Origin of the sequence: Niabella yanshanensis, assembly GCF_034424215.1 — a bacterium.
Classification (GTDB): Bacteria; Bacteroidota; Bacteroidia; order Chitinophagales; family Chitinophagaceae; genus Niabella; species Niabella yanshanensis.
On the sequence record NZ_CP139960.1, the window covers coordinates 2,592,894 to 2,615,005 of the forward strand.

At 42.3% G+C, this 22,112-nt stretch carries 19 protein-coding genes; 6 read left to right on the top strand and 13 right to left on the bottom strand.

Annotated elements, in window-relative coordinates; genetic code table 11:
- Positions 1-25: 25 nt before the first annotated feature.
- Positions 26-2,203 carry a S9 family peptidase gene (locus U0035_RS10590; RefSeq protein ID WP_114789769.1) on the bottom strand — a complete coding sequence of 726 codons (2,178 nt, stop codon included), beginning with the start codon at positions 2,201-2,203 and terminating at the stop codon, positions 26-28.
- A 557-nt stretch (positions 2,204-2,760) separates the two neighbouring features.
- Between U0035_RS10590 and U0035_RS10595 the strand changes: the two genes are divergently transcribed.
- The gene (locus U0035_RS10595; protein ID WP_162817775.1) at positions 2,761-3,783 is read left to right on the top strand and encodes a LacI family DNA-binding transcriptional regulator; all 1,023 of its coding nucleotides are present in this window, start codon (positions 2,761-2,763) and stop codon (positions 3,781-3,783) included.
- 5 nt (positions 3,784-3,788) lie between these two features.
- On the opposite strand, the gene U0035_RS10600 is transcribed toward U0035_RS10595, so the two are convergent.
- Positions 3,789-4,370 carry a 5' nucleotidase, NT5C type gene (locus U0035_RS10600; protein ID WP_114789771.1) on the bottom strand — a complete coding sequence of 194 codons (582 nt, stop codon included), beginning with the start codon at positions 4,368-4,370 and terminating at the stop codon, positions 3,789-3,791.
- A 221-nt stretch (positions 4,371-4,591) separates the two neighbouring features.
- Between U0035_RS10600 and U0035_RS10605 the strand changes: the two genes are divergently transcribed.
- Complete coding sequence (locus U0035_RS10605; protein ID WP_114789772.1) at positions 4,592-5,788, top strand: MFS transporter; 1,197 nt, start codon at positions 4,592-4,594, stop codon at positions 5,786-5,788.
- Here U0035_RS10605 and U0035_RS10610 read toward each other — a convergent pair.
- The 4 genes from U0035_RS10610 to rsmA form a co-directional block, all read right to left on the bottom strand.
- Positions 5,775-6,164 carry an HIT family protein gene (locus U0035_RS10610; protein ID WP_114790454.1) on the bottom strand — a complete coding sequence of 130 codons (390 nt, stop codon included), beginning with the start codon at positions 6,162-6,164 and terminating at the stop codon, positions 5,775-5,777. The genes U0035_RS10605 and U0035_RS10610 overlap by 14 nt on opposite strands.
- Before the next feature lie 79 nt (positions 6,165-6,243).
- Positions 6,244-6,717: a transcription elongation factor GreA gene (gene greA / locus U0035_RS10615; protein WP_114789773.1), complete on the bottom strand. Its 474-nt coding sequence runs from the start codon at positions 6,715-6,717 to the stop codon at positions 6,244-6,246.
- Positions 6,718-6,862: 145 nt separating this feature from the next.
- Complete coding sequence (locus U0035_RS10620) at positions 6,863-7,786, bottom strand: NAD(P)-dependent oxidoreductase (protein ID WP_114789774.1); 924 nt, start codon at positions 7,784-7,786, stop codon at positions 6,863-6,865.
- A gap of 137 nt (positions 7,787-7,923) precedes the next feature.
- A complete protein-coding gene (gene rsmA / locus U0035_RS10625) occupies positions 7,924-8,676 on the bottom strand; it encodes a 16S rRNA (adenine(1518)-N(6)/adenine(1519)-N(6))-dimethyltransferase RsmA (RefSeq protein WP_114789775.1) in 753 nt (250 codons plus the stop codon).
- A gap of 170 nt (positions 8,677-8,846) precedes the next feature.
- Between rsmA and pdxA the strand changes: the two genes are divergently transcribed.
- Positions 8,847-9,929, top strand: a complete 1,083-nt coding sequence (gene pdxA / locus U0035_RS10630; RefSeq protein WP_114789776.1) for a 4-hydroxythreonine-4-phosphate dehydrogenase PdxA — start codon at positions 8,847-8,849, stop codon at positions 9,927-9,929.
- Between the two features lie 29 nt (positions 9,930-9,958).
- Here pdxA and U0035_RS10635 read toward each other — a convergent pair whose 3' ends face one another.
- The 7 genes from U0035_RS10635 to U0035_RS10665 form a co-directional block, all read right to left on the bottom strand.
- Positions 9,959-10,456, bottom strand: a complete 498-nt coding sequence (locus tag U0035_RS10635; protein ID WP_114789777.1) for a DUF937 domain-containing protein — start codon at positions 10,454-10,456, stop codon at positions 9,959-9,961.
- Positions 10,457-10,650: 194 nt separating this feature from the next.
- A complete protein-coding gene (locus U0035_RS10640; RefSeq protein WP_114789778.1) occupies positions 10,651-11,562 on the bottom strand; it encodes an OmpA family protein in 912 nt (303 codons plus the stop codon).
- Between the two features lie 4 nt (positions 11,563-11,566).
- On the bottom strand, positions 11,567-11,965 hold the full coding sequence (locus U0035_RS10645; RefSeq protein WP_114789779.1) for a hypothetical protein: 399 nt from the start codon (positions 11,963-11,965) through the stop codon (positions 11,567-11,569).
- Positions 11,952-14,147, bottom strand: coding sequence for an ATP-binding protein (locus U0035_RS10650; protein ID WP_114789780.1), 2,196 nt, complete (start codon positions 14,145-14,147; stop codon positions 11,952-11,954). The genes U0035_RS10645 and U0035_RS10650 overlap by 14 nt, the downstream gene beginning before the upstream one ends.
- Before the next feature lie 17 nt (positions 14,148-14,164).
- Complete coding sequence (locus tag U0035_RS10655; protein ID WP_114789781.1) at positions 14,165-14,872, bottom strand: LytR/AlgR family response regulator transcription factor; 708 nt, start codon at positions 14,870-14,872, stop codon at positions 14,165-14,167.
- 154 nt (positions 14,873-15,026) lie between these two features.
- Complete coding sequence (gene atpA / locus U0035_RS10660) at positions 15,027-16,610, bottom strand: F0F1 ATP synthase subunit alpha (protein ID WP_114789782.1); 1,584 nt, start codon at positions 16,608-16,610, stop codon at positions 15,027-15,029.
- Between the two features lie 175 nt (positions 16,611-16,785).
- The gene (locus U0035_RS10665; RefSeq protein WP_114789783.1) at positions 16,786-17,259 is read right to left on the bottom strand and encodes a DUF4920 domain-containing protein; all 474 of its coding nucleotides are present in this window, start codon (positions 17,257-17,259) and stop codon (positions 16,786-16,788) included.
- A gap of 49 nt (positions 17,260-17,308) precedes the next feature.
- On the opposite strand from U0035_RS10665, the gene U0035_RS10670 reads away from it, so the two are divergent.
- The 3 genes from U0035_RS10670 to U0035_RS10680 all read left to right on the top strand — a co-directional run bounded on the left by U0035_RS10670 (position 17,309) and on the right by U0035_RS10680 (position 22,110).
- Positions 17,309-17,896 carry a DUF6580 family putative transport protein gene (locus tag U0035_RS10670; protein WP_114789784.1) on the top strand — a complete coding sequence of 196 codons (588 nt, stop codon included), beginning with the start codon at positions 17,309-17,311 and terminating at the stop codon, positions 17,894-17,896.
- A 169-nt stretch (positions 17,897-18,065) separates the two neighbouring features.
- Positions 18,066-20,261, top strand: coding sequence for a hypothetical protein (locus U0035_RS10675; protein WP_114789785.1), 2,196 nt, complete (start codon positions 18,066-18,068; stop codon positions 20,259-20,261).
- A 79-nt stretch (positions 20,262-20,340) separates the two neighbouring features.
- Positions 20,341-22,110, top strand: coding sequence for an ABC transporter ATP-binding protein (locus U0035_RS10680; RefSeq protein ID WP_114789786.1), 1,770 nt, complete (start codon positions 20,341-20,343; stop codon positions 22,108-22,110).
- The last annotated feature ends 2 nt before the right edge of the window (positions 22,111-22,112 follow it).

The window sequence follows — 22,112 nt, forward strand, 5'->3', positions numbered from 1 at the left end:
GAAACCGGACTTTATTTTTATAACGCTATTTAGCACCTGGCGGGCAATACTGTCTTAAGTAATTAGTATACAAAGTTTGCAGATGTGCCGAAGTTCCCTCGCCCTCTGCAATGCTGTGGGTTCTGTTAGGATAGCTCATCATCTGGAACTGCCTGTTATGTTTAATTAACTCGTTGAACAACATTTCTGCATTATTATAATGCACATTGTCATCACCGGTTCCATGTATATACAACAAATTGCCTTTTAAATTTTTAGCATGCGTAATGGGAGACCCCTTGATATAGGGCGTTTCATCCTGTTGCGGAATGCCGGAATAACGTTCCTGGTAAATATTATCATAAGTGAGCTGGTTACCCACCGCAGCAACGGCGATACCCGTTTTATAAATTTCCGGGAACTGGAACATCAGGTTTAAAGTAGTAGAGCCACCGCCACTCCAACCCCATACTGCGGTACGTTCGCTATCCAGGTACGGGTACTGTTTTAATAATGCTTTCGCAGCCATGGCCTGGTCGTGAATATTCAATATACCAATATTCTTATACAGTGCTTTACGCCAGGCTCTGCCCTTGGGCACAGGAGTTCCACGACTATCTATAGACACATATATATAGCCGTCTTTGGCCATATCTCCCTTGTACAAAAAGTTCCGCCCCGCCCCGTAGCTGTCTTTTACGGTTTGCCCCCAGGGTTCAGTATACACATAAAAAACAACCGGGTATTTTTTTGAAGCGTCAAAATTGGCGGGTTTTGCCATCCAGGTGTCCATTTGCACTCCCTCTTCCGTAGTTATAGTTATAAACTCAACATTGGATTGAGCTTTGGCTGTTGCAGCAGCAGCTTTGATGCCATCTCCAATTGGCTTATGACCGGCCACCGTAATCCACTCCATAGACGGGCGCGTGTAATAGTTGGAAAAATTATGCACTGCGTATGTAGCACCCGGCGAAAGGTTGTAGCTATTGGTGCCTGGATATTCATCAGGCGTTAACCGCTCCGCATTACCGGTTCCGTTTAATTTAGTGCGATACAGGTATTTCTGTGTCGCATTTTCGGGAGAAGCATGAAAATAAAGATACCCGCCGGGTTCATCGATAGCTGCGATGTCCATTACATCATACTTTCCCTTTGTTATCAATATTTCTTTTTTACCATCTCTGCTTACCCTGTATAAGTGGCGCCAACCATCTTTTTCTGCAGGCCATAGAAACTCCTTACCCCCATTCAGCCAATCCCAGCCACCATTTGTGTAATCCTGATCCCAGTTGGCTACGATATCGATCCAGGCACTGTCCTTTTCAGTGTAAATAGTTTGAACGCTGCCGGATGCTGCATTACAAAGGATCAGATTGCTTTCATTTTGCCTCCTGTTCAAATGCTGTACAATCAGTTCACTGTTATTGCCCGCCCACTCCATACGCGGCACATAAGATCCCCAAACCGCATCATCGGCAATAGTCATCCATCTGGTTTGCGCATCGCTTAAGGATACAACGCCTATTTTAAATACAGAAGGCTTTTCTCCGGCTACGGGGTACTCTATTGGTATCAGCCTGGGATAAATAGAGTCGGTATTATTTACCATGTTATATACTTTGGTATCTCCTGCGATTATCTTCCAGTAAGCAATTTTTTTGCTATCCGGCGCCCAGCGAAAGCCATCGCGGCAGAAAAATTCCTCTTCATAAGCCCAGTCAAACGTACCGTTGATGTTTTTACGGTTACCATCAGTGGTTAATGCTTTTATGGACCCTGAGGCCAGATCTTCTACATACAGGTTATACCCGCTCACATAGGCTACTTTAGTATTATCAGGTGATAATTTGGCAAACATCAGCGATGCCTCCGGCTTATCTTTTCCCAGCTGTTGAAGTTTACCCGAAGCCAGGTCCAGCACCCAGTAATCGCCGCGCGTATCTTCCCGCCAAACCTGCCGGGTATTATTATAGATAAGCACTTTCGACTCATCTTTGCTGATCACGAAACTCCTGATATCAATGGGCCTTGCACTACCTGAAGGCTTCAGTTTTTCAGCAGGCACCAGAATTGCTTTTGTATGCTGAGGCAAGCTATATTTGACGATAGCCCCTTCTTCGGACTTATAATAACTATTGCCATCAGCTCCCCAGTTTACAGATTGGGCACGGCTGCCAGTAAAAGCCAGCAGTATAAAGCAAAAACAAAAAATTTTCCTGAACATGTATCAATTGTTTTTTTAAAGAGATCAACGAATTTACCGATTGCCGTACAAACCCTCTTGTATAAAATGATAAACGGGAATCACTGCTAAAGAATGCTATAGAGGTACAATATAACGCCGTGGGCATTCCCTGTTTATCAAATTAACGTGTGCCGCGTAGCGGCTACCTGTTTAAAAGCCATGGGAAGACGTATTGCGGGGTAGAGATCGATGCCCAATAAATTGAACAGGCGAGGGTTACGCACCTGCGGCATGCAAAATATTTGTAGGCATTATGGGGCTATAATCAGGTTACTTCTACGGGGCAAGGGCGTTTGGCGAAGGTCGCCTCCCAAATCACCCGGTTAATGGGTGCGGTTAAAATTTTCGCTTTAAGCTGTATTTCTTTTTATAGGGTCATTTCGGACCTGCCGGAAACCTGTCTGACCGGCCGGCAGGTCTCCTATACTTTAGCAGACGCCTCCGTTTTGGTTGGCATGACGTAAGCAAAAATTTGAATGGCACGCTGCTACAGTAAACATCTCCGAATCCAAAAATGTTATATTACATTTGTTTGCATGCCAGGAAGATCAGGAAAAAAAATATCCTTAAAAGATATCGCAAGAGAGGTGGGTGTTTCTGTTGCACTGGTTTCTTATGTGCTGAATAACCGTTTTGAGAACCGGATCAATAAAGATGTGGCGGAAAAGATAAGAGCCACTGCACAAAGGCTGCATTACCAGCCTAACCAGATTGCCAAGAGTCTTAAGACCAATAAAACATTTACGATCGGACTCATTGTAGCTGACATCTCCAACCCCTTCTCTTCCAGCTTGGCCAGGATTATTGAAGACGAAGGCGCAAAATATGGATACACGGTAATCTTTGGCAGTTCTGATGAGGACCTGGTTAAATTTGAGAACCTGACCAATGCTTTTATCAACCGCCAGGTAGATGGCCTGATACTACTTCCGCCATCCGGCTCAGAGCCGGTGCTGATCCGTTTAAAAGAAATGAGATTTCCCTTTGTAATTGCAGACCGTTATTTCCCTAAGCTGGAGGCCCATTGTGTGAACGTAGACAACCTGAAGGCGGCATACGATGCCGTGAGTTTATTTATTGAACACCATAAAAAGGCAATAGGGCTGATTAATTACAAAACAGATCTGGCGCATTTAAATGATCGCACAAAGGGCTATCAGCAAGCTTTAAAAGACGCGGGTATCAGTATTAATAAAAACTGGATCAGGAAGGTTGATATTTCTAACGATGCCCCGGAAATAGAGAAAGCTGTAGCCGCCCTATTGACGCCGCCGTCGGTCAATGCCATTCTTTTTGCATCGAACCGTATCGCTGTTCACGCATTAAAGTACCTTGAACAACAGCAAATTAATATTCCCGGGGACATTGAGCTGATTGGCTTTGACGAAAACGAAGTCTTCGATTTTACAAAGCCCCAGCTATCTTTTATAAGGCAACCTATGCAACATCTGGGGCAAACTGCTACCGAACTGTTAATGGATGTAATAGCGCAAACCCAGAAAGAACAGTTGATATTTATTGCAGCCGAGCTGGTGAAGAGAGGCTCTACCAATGACTAGCCGTCCTATGCATACTTACTGATTGCCGGCGAAAAATCTACCGGGGTATCAGGGCCAACATGCAATTGAGGCGTTAATAAAAGTTGCTCAATTTCTTTCCAGTTATGCACGCGGGTATGCTTACCGGTATCTGCCAGTTCATTATGCGGTTGCGTATATAAGATAGTCTTTCCTTTAAAATGATTGAGGTTTTTAAAATGATCGTCGATCATTATATCGGCCTGGATAATGGTTTTAAAACCACAGAAAACAATTTGCTGCCATTGAATAAAAGGGAAATGCTCATGGAGCCATGCCTGTTTTTCAGGGAGAGATTGGGGAAACTCGGTAGCCGCAGATACAATAAACACTTCAAATTTTTCGTTGAGTTTTTGCAAAACTTCCCGGCTGTCTGCTATAACGGGCATATCCCTGAAAAATCCTGGCTGGTACACATAAGTTCTTGCCTTTTCAAAAAGTTCATCATCTGTTTTCCCTGAACCTCCTTCCCTCGTCTTTCTTACTCCTGTATCAACGTAGTCATATCTTACAAACTGTTCAAAACAATCGGCCAATACACCGTCCATATCTACTGCTATTCTTTTCATTTGCTTTCGATTTTTCTGTTTAAAAATGGAAGCCCTGTACTGCTAAGCGTCAACTCCGGGCTTCGCCAATATACATTTAGTACAATGAGCGGACTTCTTAAAAAGAGCCAGATTTATTCCTGCAAAAATACATATTTGTTTAAACGATTAAACATTTTGACCTACCTTTGTGTATTAGTAACACAATATTTCTATGTTTTGTTACTACAAATGAACCGTTTATGAACAAGAAATTATTTTCGCTCGCCCTCGGCGGGCTGGCAATAGGCACTACCGAATTCATTATCATGGGATTAATGCAAGACGTAGCCACATCCCTTCAAATTTCCATTCCTAAAGCAGGATACCTGATTTCTGCTTATGCTATAGGTGTTATCGTGGGAGCGCCGCTGCTCGTAGCTGCCTCTGTAAAATACAGTCCGAAGAAAGTTTTAATGGCGATGATGGTATTATTTACGGTATTCAACGGACTTTCTGCTGCAGCGCCGGGCTTTTATAGCCTCATTGTTGCCAGATTTTTCTCAGGCCTGCCTCATGGTGCGTTTTTCGGGATCGGGGCTGTAGTGGCCTCAAAAATGGCAAAGGAAGGCAAGCAGGCGCAAGCCATATCTATGATGTTCGCGGGCCTGACAGTTGCCAACCTGGCAATGGTACCGCTGGTTACCTACCTGGGGCATGAATTAGGTTGGCGTTTTGCTTTCCTCGTAGTAGCGCTGATTGGCTTACTCACCATCTTCTTTATCAAAATATGGCTGCCTCCCATACAATTGAACCAGCAAAACAGCATTAAAGACGAGTTGCAGTTTTTCAAAACACCCAAAGCCTGGCTGATTATTTTAATAACTGCCATTGGGTTTGGAGGATTGTTTGCCTGGTTCAGCTACATATCGCCGTTAATGACGCATGTTTCGGGCTTCTCCATTCAATCGGTGTCCTATATCATGCTGATTGCTGGTGCAGGTATGGTGGCCGGCAACCTGATCGGTGGTATTATGGCGGACAAAATGAGGCCTGAAAAAGCTGCAGCGATTTTATTTATTAGTTTGGTAGTAGCACTAATAGCTGTATTTTTCTTTTCAGAAAATCAAACCGCATCCCTGATACTCACCTTTATTTGCGGGCTTCTGGCCATGGCGGTAGGTTCACCTATCAATATACTAATGATCCGCGCAGCCGAAAAGTCGGCCATGATGGGTGCCGCATTTATGCAGGCAGCATTTAATATGGCCAACTCCATCGGCGCTTATTTTGGAGGTTTGCCTATTGCACTGGGGCTGGGTTATAACTACCCATCCTTTGCGGGCGCTATAATGGCATTTGTGGGATTCCTGCTTAGCATCACTTTTATGATGCGTTACGGTAGTGCCCGCACCTCCAAAGATCTTTTATTAAATCAGCAGGCCACTACAGGTTGCTGATAATAAGATTTTGCACCTCCTTCATTTCCTCCTCGCCCAACTTTAGCTTGGGTTGCAGGAAATTCAAATCATTGGCATCATTGAGTGGTATCAGATGTACATGGGCGTGAGGCACTTCTATTCCTACTACACTTATACCACATCGGTTACAGTCAAATGACTTTTCGATAGCGCGGGCAATAGGCTTTGCGAAAACAAGCAACCCCGCCAGATAACTGTCAGGCAGGTCAAATACCTTATCCACTTCTACTTTGGGCACCACCAATACATGCCCTTTGCGCAAAGGCATAATGTCGAGAAACGCAATAAAATGATCATTTTCTGCAATTTTATAAGACGGTATATCGCCTGCTATAATTTTTGAAAATATGGTCATGACTAATGGCTTAATGAAGACGAAAAATACAATAAAAAAACCGGCCTGAGCCGGTTTCCACAATAACATTATACGATTATCATAAACTGATCTCTTCTACTCTGAATTGTATCAGTCCCGCAGGTGCCTGAACGTCGGCAACAGCGCCGGGTTCTTTACCGAGTATACCTTGTCCGATAGGCGAGCTTACCGATATTTTCCCAGCCTTTAAATCAGCCTCCTGCTCACTTACCAACTGATAGGTTACCTGCTTTTTTGTTTTCAGGTTGGTGAGCTTCACCTTAGTTAAAATAGATACTTTACTTGTATCAATTGTGCTTTCATCCAGTATGCGTGCATTAGCTAATGCTCCTTCCAAAGCTGCAATTTTGGCCTCCAGGAGGCCCTGAGCCTCTTTGGCCGCATCATATTCCGCATTTTCTTTAAGATCTCCTTTTTCACGCGCCTCTGCAATTGCCCTGCTGGCTGCAGGACGTTCTACACCCTTTAAGTGCTGTAGCTCTTCTTTCATCTGCTCCAGCGTCTCCTTAGTTACATACTGAATAGCACTCATAACTCATCTTTTTTTATATTAAACAAAAAAAATAACAACGCCCCGGAAGCTAACCAGAGCGTTGCTATCAATTGTTACAAATATAACGAAAAGATCAGTTCAATTTAAAAAGGATTTGTTAAAGAAGGTGGCCTTAAAAAATCGCCTAAAATCCAAGTTTACCCAGTAAAACAGTGGCCATTTTCAGGAATGCCTCATGAGTATACCCTGCTATATGCGGCGTTACAATAACACCTGGAAATGAAAGTAATTCGGCTAATTGTTGCTTTTCAAATTCTGTATAAGTATTCAGCTTTTCATTTTCCAGCACATCCAGGCAGGCGCCTCTCACCTGGCCGTTTTTTAATCCTTCAATAAGATCGGCCGTATTAATTACTTTACCACGGCAGGCGCTGATGATCAGCGGCTGCTTTTTTAAACGGACTAACAACTCTTTATTCAGAAAATGATGTGTTTCTGCTGTAAGCGGTACATTAAAGCTAATGATGTCCGCTTCCTCACATACCTGCTCTAAAGCCGCTTCTTTGATATAATCATTTTCGAAACCGGTTTTGTATTTGTCGTGAGCCAGCACGGTTACTTCAAAAGGCTGCAATAACCTGGCAAAGCTGCTCCCCGTGTTTCCATACCCGATAATGCCTACGGTTTTCCCCAACAATTCCGTTCCCCTGTTCTCATCACGCAGCCATATGCCCTGCCTTACTTCCTGAACAGCTATGTTCATCTTATTGATCTGCATCAGCAGTAATCCCAGTGAGTGCTCGGCCACTGCGTTGCGGTTTCCTTCCGGACTACTGGCACATAAAATATCTTTCGAGCGTGCATAGTCCACATCCACCAGCTCCATACCGCTTCCCAACCGTCCTATCCATTCCAATTGAGGAAGCGCATCAATCAGTTCCTTATCCACTTTGATTCGGGTTGTTAAGACCAGCCCGCTAACCCCCTGACCGTTATTTTTTATCTCTTCGTATGAGATCTGGGGTTGGTACACAACGTCAAACCCTTTATCTGTTAGTGTTTGCATTAAAATGGGATGTGCATTCCCTGTTACAATTACTTTTTTCATTTTATTTATACTGTAATATTATTTTATTCGTATATTTTTTACCCGCCATAGCGGGTTAGTTTTTGGTCCAACACCAGCCTGAACGGACGGACAGGGAACACCCAATATACATTCTTCGGTTTGCAAAAAACTTATGATTATTTCATTTTAAAAGTGAGCGCTGCAAAATCTTTAACCGTTAATTGTTCGGCCCGCTGATTGAATATGGGGTCTTCGAGCTGATCCGGCTCAAATAAGGACCGAACTGCATTACGCAGTGTTTTACGTCTTTGATTAAAAGCGGTCTTCACCAGCAGGAAAAAATGCTTCTCACTTTTCATGGGTTCGGTCGCCGTTGTCCGATACATTTTTATCACCCCGCTTTTTACTTTCGGTGGTGGATTAAAGCAGTTCTCATGTACATCGAACAGGTATTTAACCTGGTAAAAAGCCTGTACCAAAACGCTCAATACCCCGTATACTTTATTACCGGATGGCGCTGCAACCCGCTGGGCTACTTCTTTTTGAAACATACCCACCATCACCGGCACCTGATCTTTCCATTCTAGTATCTTAAAAAGAATTTGCGTAGAAATATTGTAAGGAAAGTTTCCAACAACGGTAAATTCGCCGTCAAACGGCGGCAGTGCATCCAGGAAGCTCTGATGAACAATTTTATCTTTAAGCTCCGGATAGGTATTAGATAAATACGCCACTTTCTCATCATCGATTTCAACCGCCTTAAAATCAATATCAGGAATATTTTTTAGGTACTTGGTAAGCGCCCCTCCGCCAGGCCCCACTTCCAGCAATTGGGATAAGGATTCCTGCTGCAGCGCTTCGACAATCTTGCGGCAAATATTTTCATCTTTCAAAAAATGCTGCCCCAAAGATTTTTTTAATGTATACATGACGCAAAGTTACTTGGCTATCAATTATTTTTTGCTTAATAATTATCAGGACCATATAAGCCGCAATTTAAGGCCTGTGACAAAACAACAGATCTGAATTAGGAAATGGGAAAGGCAACAATAAGCAGCCCTGAAAAATAATACTTACTTTTACAGCCTACTTTTTTGATATGAGTGTAAATAAACCTGCTATTGGCATTTCGTGTGGAGATATAAATGGGATCGGTATTGAGCTGATCGTTAAGGCCTTTTCTGATACCAGAATTACTGAAATATGTACACCTGTTGTTTTTGCAAACAATAAAACGATCAACTTTTACAGGAAGTTTGCAGGTGAACCCAATTTTAATTTTAACAATGTAAAAGATTTTACCCGGATCAATCTGAGGCAGGTAAACATTTTTAACTGCTGGGAGGAAGAAGTTACGGTAACTCCGGGTGTGTTAAACGAGACGGGGGGAAAGTATGCGGTGTTTTCTTTGCAGGCGGCGGTGAAAGCCCTGCAGGAGGGTGCTATTGAAGGCCTGGTAACCGCTCCTATTCATAAAAGCAATGTACAGGGTGAAGCGTTCTCGCATATCGGCCATACCCCTTATCTGAAAGAGGCGTTTGAAGCTAAAGATGTGGTAATGATGATGTGTGCACAAAATATGCGTGTTGCCCTGGTTACCGAACATGTACCTGTTAAAGATGTAGCCAGCCATATCACTACAGCAGCGATATTAAGTAAACTCAACCTGATACAGGAATCTCTGAAAAAGGATTTTGGCATTAATAAACCCCGTATTGCAGTTTTGGGTCTGAATCCTCATGCCGGGGACGAAGGTTTGGTGGGTTATGAAGAAGAAACCATTATCAAACCGGCTATCAAAGAAGCCAGAAATAAAAATATTCTCGCTTTTGGGCCCTATAGCGCCGATGCATTCTTTGCACGCGGACAATATGAGAAGTTTGACGCGGTATTAGCGATGTACCATGACCAGGGATTAATACCTTTTAAGTCGCTTTCAATTGGCGAAGGCATTAATTATACGGCAGGCCTCGACATCGTGCGCACCTCCCCCGATCATGGTGTGGCCTTTGATATAGCCGGAAAGGGTATTGCAGATCCCGCTTCATTCCTGGAAGCCGTTTATCAATGTGTAGATATCATTCAGCATCGTTACGAATACCAGGATCAGCGTTCCAATCCTATTAAAAAGGTGATGCCTGAAGTAACCGCAAAGCTTATTGACGAAAAAATTGATGAGTAAAAAGAAGAGCCGGACTGACTTTATGTTTTCTAATTCAGTACCCCTCTTGCTTTAGCACTTTTTTGCCCTGATGTCGCTTTAAGATAGTTACATAAGTCCGTGTTGTTATAATTCTCCTCTTCACTTATTAGATGGAGTACACTTAATACCGCAGGAGTAATAGAAGCCATGAGAAAGTTGACTGTTTTGTTGCGAACCTGTGTTTTTTTAGCAATTTCATCAATGGTGTCAACAAGTTTTACACCGAATATTTCAGAGTTGATACCTCTTCCTTTTTCAACAATATGGAGATCATCGGTAAAAAGAGTTGAAAATTTCAGAATGGCACACTCTTTACCAATCTTGAGGATTTCTTCAGTTTTTTTATTTTGAGCACATTGAAAATTGAGCGCAGCGATAGCAGCATCCGTAATCAGGTAAATAGCACTTTCGATAGCCGAAGAAGATTCTTGAAAATAGTTGCTGGCGGAGAGGATCAGGTCCTTTTCATTATTTAATTGTGATATGACGCGGTATTTGAAGTCCATAACCAATTTCGTAATTGAGAAGCGTTAAAAAAGAGGGGCGAACGTTTGACCTGGAAAGGTCCCGAAGCCCACTCTAAGCCCTCTAAACCACTGTAAAAGTACCACGTGGCTGGTTATGTATTTACCAATATTCGACGAATTGGTTAATTTATAAGGTGAGTTGCCCTTTTTTATAGATCAATTATTTTTTCGGTCTAAAGCTCCGGTAAAATAGCCCAGTAAAACACAACAACTCTTCTACGTTCGTCATTATCGGTATAATCTGTGATATTATTAAAAGGTAAAGCCTCCCCCCTCCCATAGCTTGAGTAGCCAATTTTCAATTGATTGTAATTGGAAAATTTAGATGCGCTGGTTCTCATAATGATTTTGAGGTTACGCAATAGCTCGTTCGCCCTTAAATCAGAAAGCACCTGGTTCATTTGAACACTTTGAGGATCAGGTTGTTTCATATAGCTCTTTAGCTCATTAAATAACGGAGTGCCCGGGGTAATGGGAGTGGCGTCAGCATAGCCCACAATTACCAGGTGTGCCGTTCTTTTGATATCGGGATAGCGGTTGGAAATTGCCGACATAGAATCTATCGCCGGCTGAAAAGACCGGTTAACACTGCTAAAGGCAGCCGGCGCTATGCGGTAAATTCCCGGCTCAAAAAATGCTCCCATCCCATATTTTTGAAAGGCCTCCATTTTTACGGCCTCATCTAAAAGCTGGTAAATACGATCTCTTGTTTTCTTCTGAAGCTGAAATGAGTCTAACCGGTCAACATAGGGCTTAACATCATCTTCGTAATTATTGGTGCGGAAGTTCTTCTTTTTTTCGAGGAAAAAATCTACTGCGCTAACCGTTTGCTGGATCTTGCTGAGATCACCCTGTAAAGTAGATAACAGGGATACGATCTTTTTATTAAGCGAACTATCCACGCCCCGCTTGCCGAGTTTCTTTGACATCTCCGCCTGAAGGTCATTTAATGCAACAGAATCTGCATTAACAGATTCACGGGTAGTTTTGCTTTTTTCTTTTGTAGCGGTTATCCTTTTCTGGGTACCACAGGAAGTTATTAAAGCCCCGATCATCACAGAGGCATATAGAATTTTCTTAATCATAAGGTTATTGAGGAAGTGGTTTTATGATAAACCCATTACCGGAGGGTGTTGAGGATATTTTTTTAATTTTATTTTTCAACATTTTGGAATATACGAGCTTTCTTTCAGGTGAAGTGCTGGTCTCCAGCTTCGCCTCATCTTCTGCGGCATTTGCTATGGCACCTCTGTTAAGTGAAATATTGATAAGCCCTACATTCTCTCCCAATTGAAGATCCTGGGAAGAGAGCAATAATTCATCTGCAAATATGCCTTTTGCCTTTAATAACGCTGTACTAGATTTTGAGCTATCAGTTTCAATACGCCAGTTGTATAACATCAGCATTAAAAGTATAATAGCGCCAATCCAGAGCAAAACCAAAGAAGCTCTTGCCCTTCTTGTATAAAATGTACTAGCTTTTGGCATTCTCTTTTAATGTTTTATTGATTAAACTATCAATTTCATCTATAAAGCTATTGCACTTATCTGCTGCAACTGTCTGCCCGTTATGTAACAGCCTGCCTTTATCTATAATGATCTTGTAAACCGAATGGTCGGGCCCCAGAGACGAGAATGTTGATTTCATCCGGTGCAAAAGCCGGTTAATCGCTTCCGTATCTTCCTGGCCAGCGGCCGCAGCGAGATCCGTTTTATCTTTTAACCACTGCGCTCTCATTTCCTTTAATATCTCAGCCAGCACTTCTTTATCATCTCCTATAATTGAGGTCAGATAATCGAGGTTATCATTGTAATCAATAGCTGCATCCGTTTCCTGCTGCACCGGTGCCGACGGCTCTTTCCCTGTTTGTTTCAGATAAAAAGCCATTTTCTGAACCAGTAGTTCTTCGTCTACCGGTTTAGCCATGTAATCTGAGAATCCGGCTTCCAGGCATTTCTGAACTTCTCCCTCCGATACGTAGGCAGTCATTGCAATTACCGGTGTTTTCAGGTAAAGCTCCCTGCGCAAAATAGATATAGCCGTATATCCATCCATTACAGGCATTTGAATATCCATTAGTACCAGGTCAAATATCTCTTTCCTTAGAAGGTTTACAGCCTCCTGACCATTGTCGATAATACGGGGTATCAGGCTATGTTTGCTAAAAATATGCTTCAATAATACCTGGTTGGCCTTGTTATCTTCTACAACCAGCACCCTGTAATCCTCAAATGAGTAGGTAGCCGAAACTTCATTGCTTACAGCCTCCTCTACTCTTTCCGCTTTTTCAAGTATGCATGTAAAATTAAATTCTGATCCCTCATTGACATGACTGTATACCGATATAGACCCACCCATACGCTCTACGAGATTTTTCACAATAGTCAGTCCTAAACCAGTTCCTCCATGTTGCCTTTGAGCCCCCTGTTCCAGTTGTTCGAAGCGTTCAAATATAGTTCCGATTTTATCTTTGGGGATACCTACACCGCTATCTTTTATAGTAAAAGACAGCTTATAAAATTTTTGCTCCTCATCCACCCAAATGATGCCGGCGCTCACTTCTATACCTCCGTCTGTGGTAAATTTGATGGCATTACTGATCAGGTTTATAAATATCTGCTGCAACCGGTCAGGGTCTCCTACCACATGCTTGGGAATTTGCTCATCAATAAAGTAATTATAAACCAATCCTTTGTCCTGTATAGTGGCAGAAAACATTTTTTTGATCCTTGTGAAAAGGTCGTACAGGTTGAAAGGACGATGTGCTATGGTTAATTTTCCCGCTTCTATTTTCGAAAGATCCAACACATCGTTTACGATATACAGGAGATTGTAGCCACTGGATTTAATGATCTCAACGTACTCCTTTTGCTTAACATTCAAATCTGTGCCATCCAGCAGGTTACCAAACCCAATCAGTGCGTTGAGCGGTGTACGTAATTCATGACTCATATTTGCCAGGAACTCGTCTTTGGCATTTTTGCTTTTAAGAGCGGCCAGTTCTGCCTCTTTTAATTCTTCAATTAATTTAAGTTGCTGCGACTGCCTGCGTATAATTATAGTTGCCAGCAGGAGGATCGCTATTATTGAAAAAACAGCCAATACACGATTGAACAGAGACAATTTACTGGCCTGGTCTGTATTGGTGTCCAGGGTTCGCTGCAGATCATCTCTCAATTCTCTCTGCAATTGCATGCAGTTCTTATAAACCTTGTTACCCAGGTCCAATTTTTTCAGAGAGTCGATATTTAATTTTAGCTGCTGCGTATTGGAATTTTTTACTGCGGCCAGTATTTTTTCTGAAATAGTTACCTGGGTGTCGATAATATTGTTAATAGAATCGGCTCTTGCCCTGGTGGGTCCTTCAGAAAATGAACTTAATACATAGGCATTGTATCCAAGGGTATTTACAGAGTCCTGGAGCGATTGCAACCGTATTTTATCTGCCGGTAAGTTGGTTGCCCCTTTGAGCTTGCTTTCCAGCTCAAAAGAGGTATTCACAATTTCCTGGATACGGTTATTGAGGCCGAAAGTTGATACGGCTTTCAGGTTCCCGGTGGTTAAGGCATTGGTTGCTTTGTTGGTAAAAAACTGGGTCACCACAATCAACGCCATTAACGCAAGGGCTAAGGTTACCACAGAAAAGAAAGCTACATTTTTTTTATTCATGGTTGTGCAAAAAACCGTTACAGCAATTGCAGGCTTTTCAGAAGCGCATCTTTGTACGATTCTGAAATGGGTATGGCCTGGCCATGCACATAAACAATTCTATCTTCAATATAATCAATCTTGTCGAGAGCTATCGTATAGCTTCGATGAATACGCATAAATTTCTGAGAAGGTAATTTATCTTCAATAGCCTTTAAGCTGCCATGGACAACATAGCTTTTTTGAGGAACATGAAGCTTAATATAATCTCCCTTAGCTTCGATCCACAAAATATCATTCATATTGAGCTTCCTGATTACTTTGTTATCTTTTACAAAAACAAAATCGCTTGACTCATCTTTTCCGATTTTTACATTTTCGTTGCTCAGCAGTTCCTTAGCCCGTTCCACCGCATGTAACACTCTTGCCAGCGAAAAAGGTTTAACAATATAATCCACCACATTCAGTTCAAAAGCTTCAACAGCGTAGCCCTGTTTGGCAGTTGTGAAGATGGTCAGCGGTCTTTTTTGCAGCATGCGTAGCAACTCGATTCCCGTTAATCCCGGCATTTCGATGTCTAAAAACAGCAGATCAATAGGATTATTCTCAATGTAGGTCTTCGCTTTCAAAGGATCGTCAAACTCCCCAATGATATTAATACCATCTATCTTGATCAGGATCTGCTGAAGCAACATCCGGGCTACTTTGTTGTCGTCTACTATGAGGCAATTTATTCGGCGGTCCATAATCAGTTTTAGGCTAATATACGTATTCCAAAATTATTAAATCTAAACGTATAAGCCCTGTTCCGTAGAACAAGGCTTATTATTTTCCGAACAGCCCTCGCCGGCTATTCTCTATTACACACTTTATCCTTAAGTAATTGCTCAGGCAACGCTCTTAAGCCTTTTTATACTGTGGTATGAGGCTGTTAGCTAATTCTACCATTTGTTTAAGGCCTTCTTCGGGCAAGTTTCCTTTTTTAAACTCTGCCATTATTTCAGGTAATTTGTTTTCCATTTCCAGCAGGAAGTGGTCTTCAAATTCCCTAACCCTGTTTACCGGTACCTCTTTAATTAAACCATTAGTGCCCAGGTAAATGATGGCAACCTGTTTTTCTACTGTAAACGGAGAGTACTGGGGTTGTTTTAAAATTTCCACGTTACGGGCACCTTTGTCAATTACATTTTTAGTAGCAGCATCCAAATCTCCACCGAATTTAGAGAACGCCTCCAGCTCACGATAAAGCGCCTGGTCCAGTTTCAGGGTACCCGCAACTTTTTTCATCGATTTGATCTGAGCATTACCGCCCACGCGGCTTACAGAAATACCCACGTTGATCGCCGGGCGAATACCTGAAAGAAACAAGCTCGACTCGAGGAATATCTGTCCGTCGGTAATTGAAATTACGTTGGTAGGGATATAGGCAGATACGTCACCCGCCTGTGTTTCGATAATTGGAAGCGCTGTTAATGAACCGCCACCTTTTACCAGGTGTTTAATTGAATCGGGAAGATCGTTCATGTTTTTAACGATCTCATCATTATTGATCACTTTTGCAGCTCTTTCCAGTAAACGGCTATGCAGGTAGAATACGTCACCAGGGTAAGCCTCACGACCCGGAGGACGACGTAATAACAAAGAAACCTCACGATAAGCTACGGCCTGTTTAGAAAGATCATCATAAATGATCAATGCAGGACGACCTGTATCACGGAAGAACTCCCCGATGGCAGCACCGGCGAAAGGTGCATAGAACTGTAAAGGAGCCGGATCGGAAGCAGAAGCCGCTACGATGGTAGTGTACTCCATAGCTCCGTTGTCCTGTAAAGTTTTCATTACACCGGCAATGGTAGAAGCTTTCTGACCGATTGCTACATAAATACAATATACGGGCTTGCCGGCAGCGAAAAATTCTTTTTGATTGATAATGGTATCAACCGCGATCGCTGTTTTACCGGTTTGACGGTCACCAATGATCAACTCCCTTTGTCCACGACCTACGGGGATCATCGCGTCGATGGCTTTGATACCTGTTTGTAATGGCTCTTTTACCGGCTCACGGAAAATTACCCCGGGCGCTTTACGCTCTAAAGGCATTTCATATAATTCGCCGGCGATAGGGCCTTTGCCATCAATAGGGTTACCCAGGGTATTTACCACACGGCCTACCATGCCTTCACCTACTTTAATAGAGGCGATCTGCTTGGTACGACGTACTTTAGAACCTTCTTTAATTCCCTTACCTTCACCCATTAATACCACACCCACATTATCTTCTTCCAGGTTCAAAGCAATGGCGCGAACACCATCTTCAAACTCAACAAGTTCACCATAACGTACATTTCCTAACCCGTAAACACGGGCAATACCATCCCCTACCTGCAACACAGTACCTACTTCTTCTAAATCCGCATGGGCATTAAAATTGCTTAATTGTTCCCGCAGTATGGCGCTTATTTCGTCGGGTTTAATTTCTGGCATATACTTTATTTAAATATTGGTTTTATTGCGGCCATTTTTATAGCCTTTATTTTTCAGGCTGCAAAAGTAGGATATCGGTAAATTATAACAAAATAAATACCCCGTATCCTTGCAGCGGTTTAAAGCATTTAGGCACCAACTCCCGGTTTTTAACGGGTGATCCTGTCATTTTCGCTTATTTCACTACTAAAACACCATCCGCCAGGAATCTTAGCTGTTTTTGCGGCTCTTTTATGCCGTCAATTTCAGCCTGGCTCTTTTTAGCGTCTTTCGCATAATGTTGTAACTCAGCTACCGAAGTAGTTTTATTAAACGCAATTCCGTCTAAAACAATGGATTTGCCCACAATATCCATGGGTACAAAGAAGGCATAATCCTTAAATTTTACAAACATTTTACTCTTATCCTCCAGTTCTACCTCCATCCAGCAACCTTTTTTTGGGCAGGAGGCTACTACTTTTCCTGAAATCTTGGTTGCTACGGAGTCTTTTTTAGCCAGATCTTTTGATACCTGGGAAAGGGTAGCCACTCCTTTGGGGTCTATCTTTTCTCCATAAGTGTCACCCGCGTTGGCAAGGCCTGCAGGAGGCTGTGCATAACTCAACTTAACCAGACAAACCAATAGAAAAAGGGTGAACATTTTTTTCATATCACTATATTTAAGACTGCAAATTTATAAAACTATCTATTTTTGCAGTATGAACAAATTAAATGTAAAAGTTGGTGTACTTGTCGCGATTATTTTAGTGGCTGCATTGAGCAAACTGATTTTTTCTCATTTCGAGGTTTACAATCTTTCTCCATTGGTAGCTATTGCATTATTTGGCGGCTCACAGTTTAAAAACAAGGGTTGGGCTTATTGCTTCCCGGTCCTGGCCTTTTTAATATCTGACCTGGCTTTTTACCTGATAGGCAAAACAGGGTTTTACGGTGTCAGCCAGTTTTTTGTATATGGATCTATCTTGCTGATCACAGCTATGGGAACGACTTTACATAATCTTAAACCCATCAAAATACTGGGTTATTCACTCACAGGCTCTGCCTTATTCTGGATTATATCCAATTTTGGCGTTTGGGTAGGCAGCCGCATACCGGGAGCTATTGAGTATGAGCCGGGGCTTACATTGGGAATGACCTACCTCAGAGCGCTCCCTTTCTATAACGAGATCAGTACCCAAATGTTTCGCAACGCTTTTGGTGGAGATATTTTTTATACTTTTTTGCTATTCGGCATATATGCTCTTATTCAAAAAACAACGCCTGCAGTTCGTTATTCGAATTCATAATAATCCCGATAGCTGGCTATTCAATCCCGTTGATACCAGCTAATCAACATATTGGAGCAGCGCATCATAGCGCTGCTTTTTCTTTGCAACCATCCCCGTTGCAAGAACATCTTTTAACTTTTTTACGTTATATATCAAATTACCTTTGCAGGCAAGATTAATTACAGTTATGACAGGAAAGGCTTTATTATCAACGATTTTAGGTATTATACTTTCAGCTTCTCTATGGGCCCAGGAGGATGGCAAGGGAATCAACATTCCTATTAACCGCCAGCTTTTTCATGAAAATATCATTAAAGAAAAAAACCTTTTGTTGGGAAGTGACGGCAAACAGGATGACGAATTTACCCTCCAGGGTAATGTTGATGCCGGCCGGTTAGCCACAGCAGCGATCAACAACCAGGTTGATGCCATCAGGTACCTGATTGAAACGGATAATAAAATTGAGCAGCGCCTGAAACCCGGCTACCTGGTGGGGCTGACAGATATATTGAGGCATATGCGCACCGGCTGGCGCAAAAGAGAAGTATTACCCAGCCATTTTGCCCAGATATTCTCTTTATACAAAAAACTGATCGAGGTAAATTCTGCGAAGGAGTCTATAATTCCTTATGTACAACATTTTCCTTACGATATTGCTTACACGGCTACGCTTCCCCGCGTCTTTGAGGAAAATCCTAATTACAATGAGCTGAAAGACCTCCTGATCTTAAAATATTCGGCCCAGTATCCTGGTAAAACTTTTTACCAGCTTACGAAATATACTAACTCAAAGCATACGGACAGCCTGATAAAAGCTGTTGGACGGCAATATCCTGAACAGCTGTATTCCTATGCCCAGGCTGGTAATTCGCTGGGATACAAAATTCGCAGCATTAAGGATGACAATTTCGTAAAAACAGTAGTGGGACTTTCTGAAATGAAAAGCGGCCAGATCTATTTCCCCTTCCTGGACAATCTAGTGAAAGGAAAAGTTACCATGACTGAACTGGACGCTGCAAAAGACGACCGGGTTAAGTACTACCGCCTTTTGGTAAAAACACAAATGGACTATGCCCGGCGTGCACTAAGCGGAGACACCGCTGTAGGCTTTACCGAGCTGACCAATCGCTTACAAAAGAAAGCGAGTGATGAATTTGTAAACGAAATCAACGCCTTACATGAAGCTACCAATGCGGTGCGGTTCAAATGCCTGCAAGAGCTTACACCACAGGAGTTGTATTACCTGGCAGTACTAACAGACGGGTTAATATATACCAGCAGTTATACTGCAGGCGTATACCCGCTGATGATGCAAAAAATGAATAACCGCGGAGACTCTTTACTGCTCAGCCTCTCATTTGACCATTACCGGAAATTCCTTCGCCAGGCGGCAGGGTATAACACGCTTAAAAACTTTTTTGCAACATTTAAAAGTAAAGACGATGCTACTGCTGTGATGACAGCTTTTGTAAACGGGCTGGAAAAATCGAAGGGACTGGAGGATGGTGTAGATGTGGCTGACTCTTACGCCAGTTTATACGAAACACTTCCCGACCTGGCTAAACAAATGTTGACGAATATTAAAACTAATTACCAGAGAAATGCAAGAACCGGTAATAAACGCGGTGTTGCTATTTATAATATTCTTGATAAATTATTCCAGTCGGCAGATCCAACCAAGAATATTAATCTTACCAAAGAATTGGGTATTCCACCGGTGTACAATGTTCCCTTCGACAATTTCACCAACGAAAAAGGAGAGATCATTACACAAATGTTTTTTTACGGCGATGAAGATGGAATGATGGATTTCGACATTTTCGTACGCACTTTCAGTAATGATCCCAAATGGAAACTGGATCAAAGCAACAGCAAATTTGTGGTAGCGAAAACGACTTCAGGCGTACCTATTTACCTCTATGCCAACAGGCCACTGGCTAATACGCCTGATGAAGATTATGTAGCCCAGAATGCGATGCAGGAGTTCTTTGAAAAAAACAACCTGTCTCCCACCGTTACTTTTCACCGGGGACATAGTTATCACGCTCCAACCAGCGTTAGTTATATCACCCCTACCAACCGGGTGGTATTTATGGGTTCCTGTGGCGGCTTCTTCCTGATCGATTCTATTTTGAAAAAGTCGAGCGACGCACATATTATCTCGTCCAAGCAAACCGGTTACCGCGATATTAACCTTCCCTTTATACGCACTTTCCTGGAAACCCTTCGCTTAAAAAAGAACATCGACTGGATATCTTTCTGGAAAGAATTTACATCAGTAGCAAAAGTTACAGGTATCGAAGATTATATACCTCCTTACAAAAACCTGGGCGCTTTATTTATCAAAGCGTATAAAAAGGAAACCGGGGAAGAGGATATATAGACATCCAGCTGCTGAAAAGTCTTCTATTGTTAACGAATACCTTTCGTTCAAACTGTTGTAATTTTTATATCTTGCGAGAATGGAGCAGGGAAAGAAGTTATTTTTTGATGTTTCGAAATTGCGACGCATATTTCAATATGCAGCTCCCTACAAAGGCCGGTTTTACTGGTCGATGATATTGGCTATTGTACTGGCGGCATTGACACCTGTACGACCGTTGCTGATACAGTTGACAGTTGATCAGTACATCGCACAATCGTTACCCAAAATGGTTATTTACGTAACCACTATACAAATGGGTATTATTTTGATAGAAACGCTGATGCGTTTTGCCTTTTCATTTATTACTGCGTGGCTGGGCCAGGCGGTGGTAAAAGACATCCGGAATTCTGTGTATAAAAAAGTACTGGGGTTAAACCTGCGGCAGTTTGATCGGACGCCTATCGGAACGTTGACTACCCGAACGATTAACGATATTGAGTCGATCAACGAAATCTTTTCTGACGGTCTGATTCCTATTATCGCAGACATGCTTTCTATTGTATGTGTATTGGGCTATATGTTTTGGGTAGATTGGCAGTTAACCTTAATCGCACTGATACCCTTCCCTATTATGATTGCGGCTACTTACTATTTTAAGGAGAGCATCAACAAATCTTTTTTTAAAGTAAGGAATGCCGTAGCAGCATTGAACGCCTATGCACAGGAACATTTATCGGGTATGAATGTAGTACAGGCTTTTGCCGCTGAAAGAAATGAGTTCAACAAATTTAAAGCCATCAACAAGCAACATCGCAATGCCAATATCAATGCCATTTTCGCTTACTCTGTTTTCTTCCCTGTAATCGAAATTGTGCTGGCACTGTCTATCGGTTTGGTAGTTTGGTTTACGGCTAAAGAGGCACTAGGCCTGCAGCAAAGCCAGCAGGGCGTGATCGTATCATTTATTCTATGTCTGAACTTATTGTTTCGCCCCCTGCGTATGATTGCCGACAAATTTAATGTGGTACAAATGGGTATCATAGCCAGTGACAGGGTGTTTACTGTATTAGACAACGATGATGAGGAAAAGGTACCGGAAGGCGGTTATACAGTGCCGGAGGATCGGATAAAAGGTCAAATTGAATTTAAAAATGTGAACTTTGCTTATGTAGATGAGCATTGGGTATTAAACGATGTAAACTTCGAAATAAAACCAGGTCAAACTGTTGCAATTGTAGGTCATACAGGCAGCGGTAAAACCACTATCATCAGCCTGATCAACCGTTTTTATAATATTCAAAAGGGAGCCATTGAAATAGATGGCATCGATATTAGACGACTACCTCCTGATTACCTGCGGGAAAATATAGGTGTGGTATTGCAGGATGTGTTCCTTTTCTCCGGTTCCATTATGGACAATATCACACTGCGTAATCCTAATATAACCAGGGAACAGGTAATAGCCGCTGCCAAAATGATCAACATGCATGATTTTATTATGCGCCTGCCTGGCGGATATGATTATAATGTAAAAGAACGCGGGGCTACGCTTTCGCTGGGGCAAAGACAGTTACTGTCTTTTATCCGTGCGCTTTTATATGACCCCTCTATATTGGTTTTGGATGAAGCCACTTCATCTATTGACACAGAGAGCGAGATGCTCATTCAAAAAGCAACAGATACTTTAATCCAGAACCGAACTTCTATCATTATTGCTCATAGGCTAAGTACCATTCGCAAAGCCGACAAAATATTGGTGCTGGACAAAGGCAAATTAATGGAAGCCGGTACCCATAGCGAGTTACTTGCCAGGAGAGGCTTTTATGCCAGCCTGCATCAGATGCAGTTTGAGAAAGAGATGGCATAATC

Excerpts from the sequence above, each read along its gene's own strand:
- U0035_RS10590 (WP_114789769.1), bottom strand. The coding sequence starts at position 2,203 with ATGTTCAGGAAAATTTTTTGTTTTTGCTTTATACTGCTGGCTTTTACT.
- greA (WP_114789773.1), bottom strand. The coding sequence starts at position 6,717 with ATGAGTGCTATTCAGTATGTAACTAAGGAGACGCTGGAGCAGATGAAA.
- U0035_RS10680 (WP_114789786.1), top strand. The coding sequence starts at position 20,341 with ATGGAGCAGGGAAAGAAGTTATTTTTTGATGTTTCGAAATTGCGACGC.
- U0035_RS10665 (WP_114789783.1), bottom strand. The coding sequence starts at position 17,259 with ATGAAAAAAATGTTCACCCTTTTTCTATTGGTTTGTCTGGTTAAGTTG.
- U0035_RS10675 (WP_114789785.1), top strand. The coding sequence starts at position 18,066 with ATGACAGGAAAGGCTTTATTATCAACGATTTTAGGTATTATACTTTCA.
- U0035_RS10635 (WP_114789777.1), bottom strand. The coding sequence starts at position 10,456 with ATGGACTTCAAATACCGCGTCATATCACAATTAAATAATGAAAAGGAC.
- pdxA (WP_114789776.1), top strand. The coding sequence starts at position 8,847 with ATGAGTGTAAATAAACCTGCTATTGGCATTTCGTGTGGAGATATAAAT.
- U0035_RS10620 (WP_114789774.1), bottom strand. The coding sequence starts at position 7,786 with ATGAAAAAAGTAATTGTAACAGGGAATGCACATCCCATTTTAATGCAA.
- U0035_RS10595 (WP_162817775.1), top strand. The coding sequence starts at position 2,761 with ATGCCAGGAAGATCAGGAAAAAAAATATCCTTAAAAGATATCGCAAGA.
- U0035_RS10655 (WP_114789781.1), bottom strand. The coding sequence starts at position 14,872 with ATGGACCGCCGAATAAATTGCCTCATAGTAGACGACAACAAAGTAGCC.
- U0035_RS10610 (WP_114790454.1), bottom strand. The coding sequence starts at position 6,164 with ATGACCATATTTTCAAAAATTATAGCAGGCGATATACCGTCTTATAAA.
- U0035_RS10670 (WP_114789784.1), top strand. The coding sequence starts at position 17,309 with ATGAACAAATTAAATGTAAAAGTTGGTGTACTTGTCGCGATTATTTTA.
- U0035_RS10600 (WP_114789771.1), bottom strand. The coding sequence starts at position 4,370 with ATGAAAAGAATAGCAGTAGATATGGACGGTGTATTGGCCGATTGTTTT.
- atpA (WP_114789782.1), bottom strand. The coding sequence starts at position 16,610 with ATGCCAGAAATTAAACCCGACGAAATAAGCGCCATACTGCGGGAACAA.
- U0035_RS10650 (WP_114789780.1), bottom strand. The coding sequence starts at position 14,147 with ATGAATAAAAAAAATGTAGCTTTCTTTTCTGTGGTAACCTTAGCCCTT.
- rsmA (WP_114789775.1), bottom strand. The coding sequence starts at position 8,676 with ATGTATACATTAAAAAAATCTTTGGGGCAGCATTTTTTGAAAGATGAA.
- U0035_RS10640 (WP_114789778.1), bottom strand. The coding sequence starts at position 11,562 with ATGATTAAGAAAATTCTATATGCCTCTGTGATGATCGGGGCTTTAATA.
- U0035_RS10645 (WP_114789779.1), bottom strand. The coding sequence starts at position 11,965 with ATGCCAAAAGCTAGTACATTTTATACAAGAAGGGCAAGAGCTTCTTTG.
- U0035_RS10605 (WP_114789772.1), top strand. The coding sequence starts at position 4,592 with ATGAACAAGAAATTATTTTCGCTCGCCCTCGGCGGGCTGGCAATAGGC.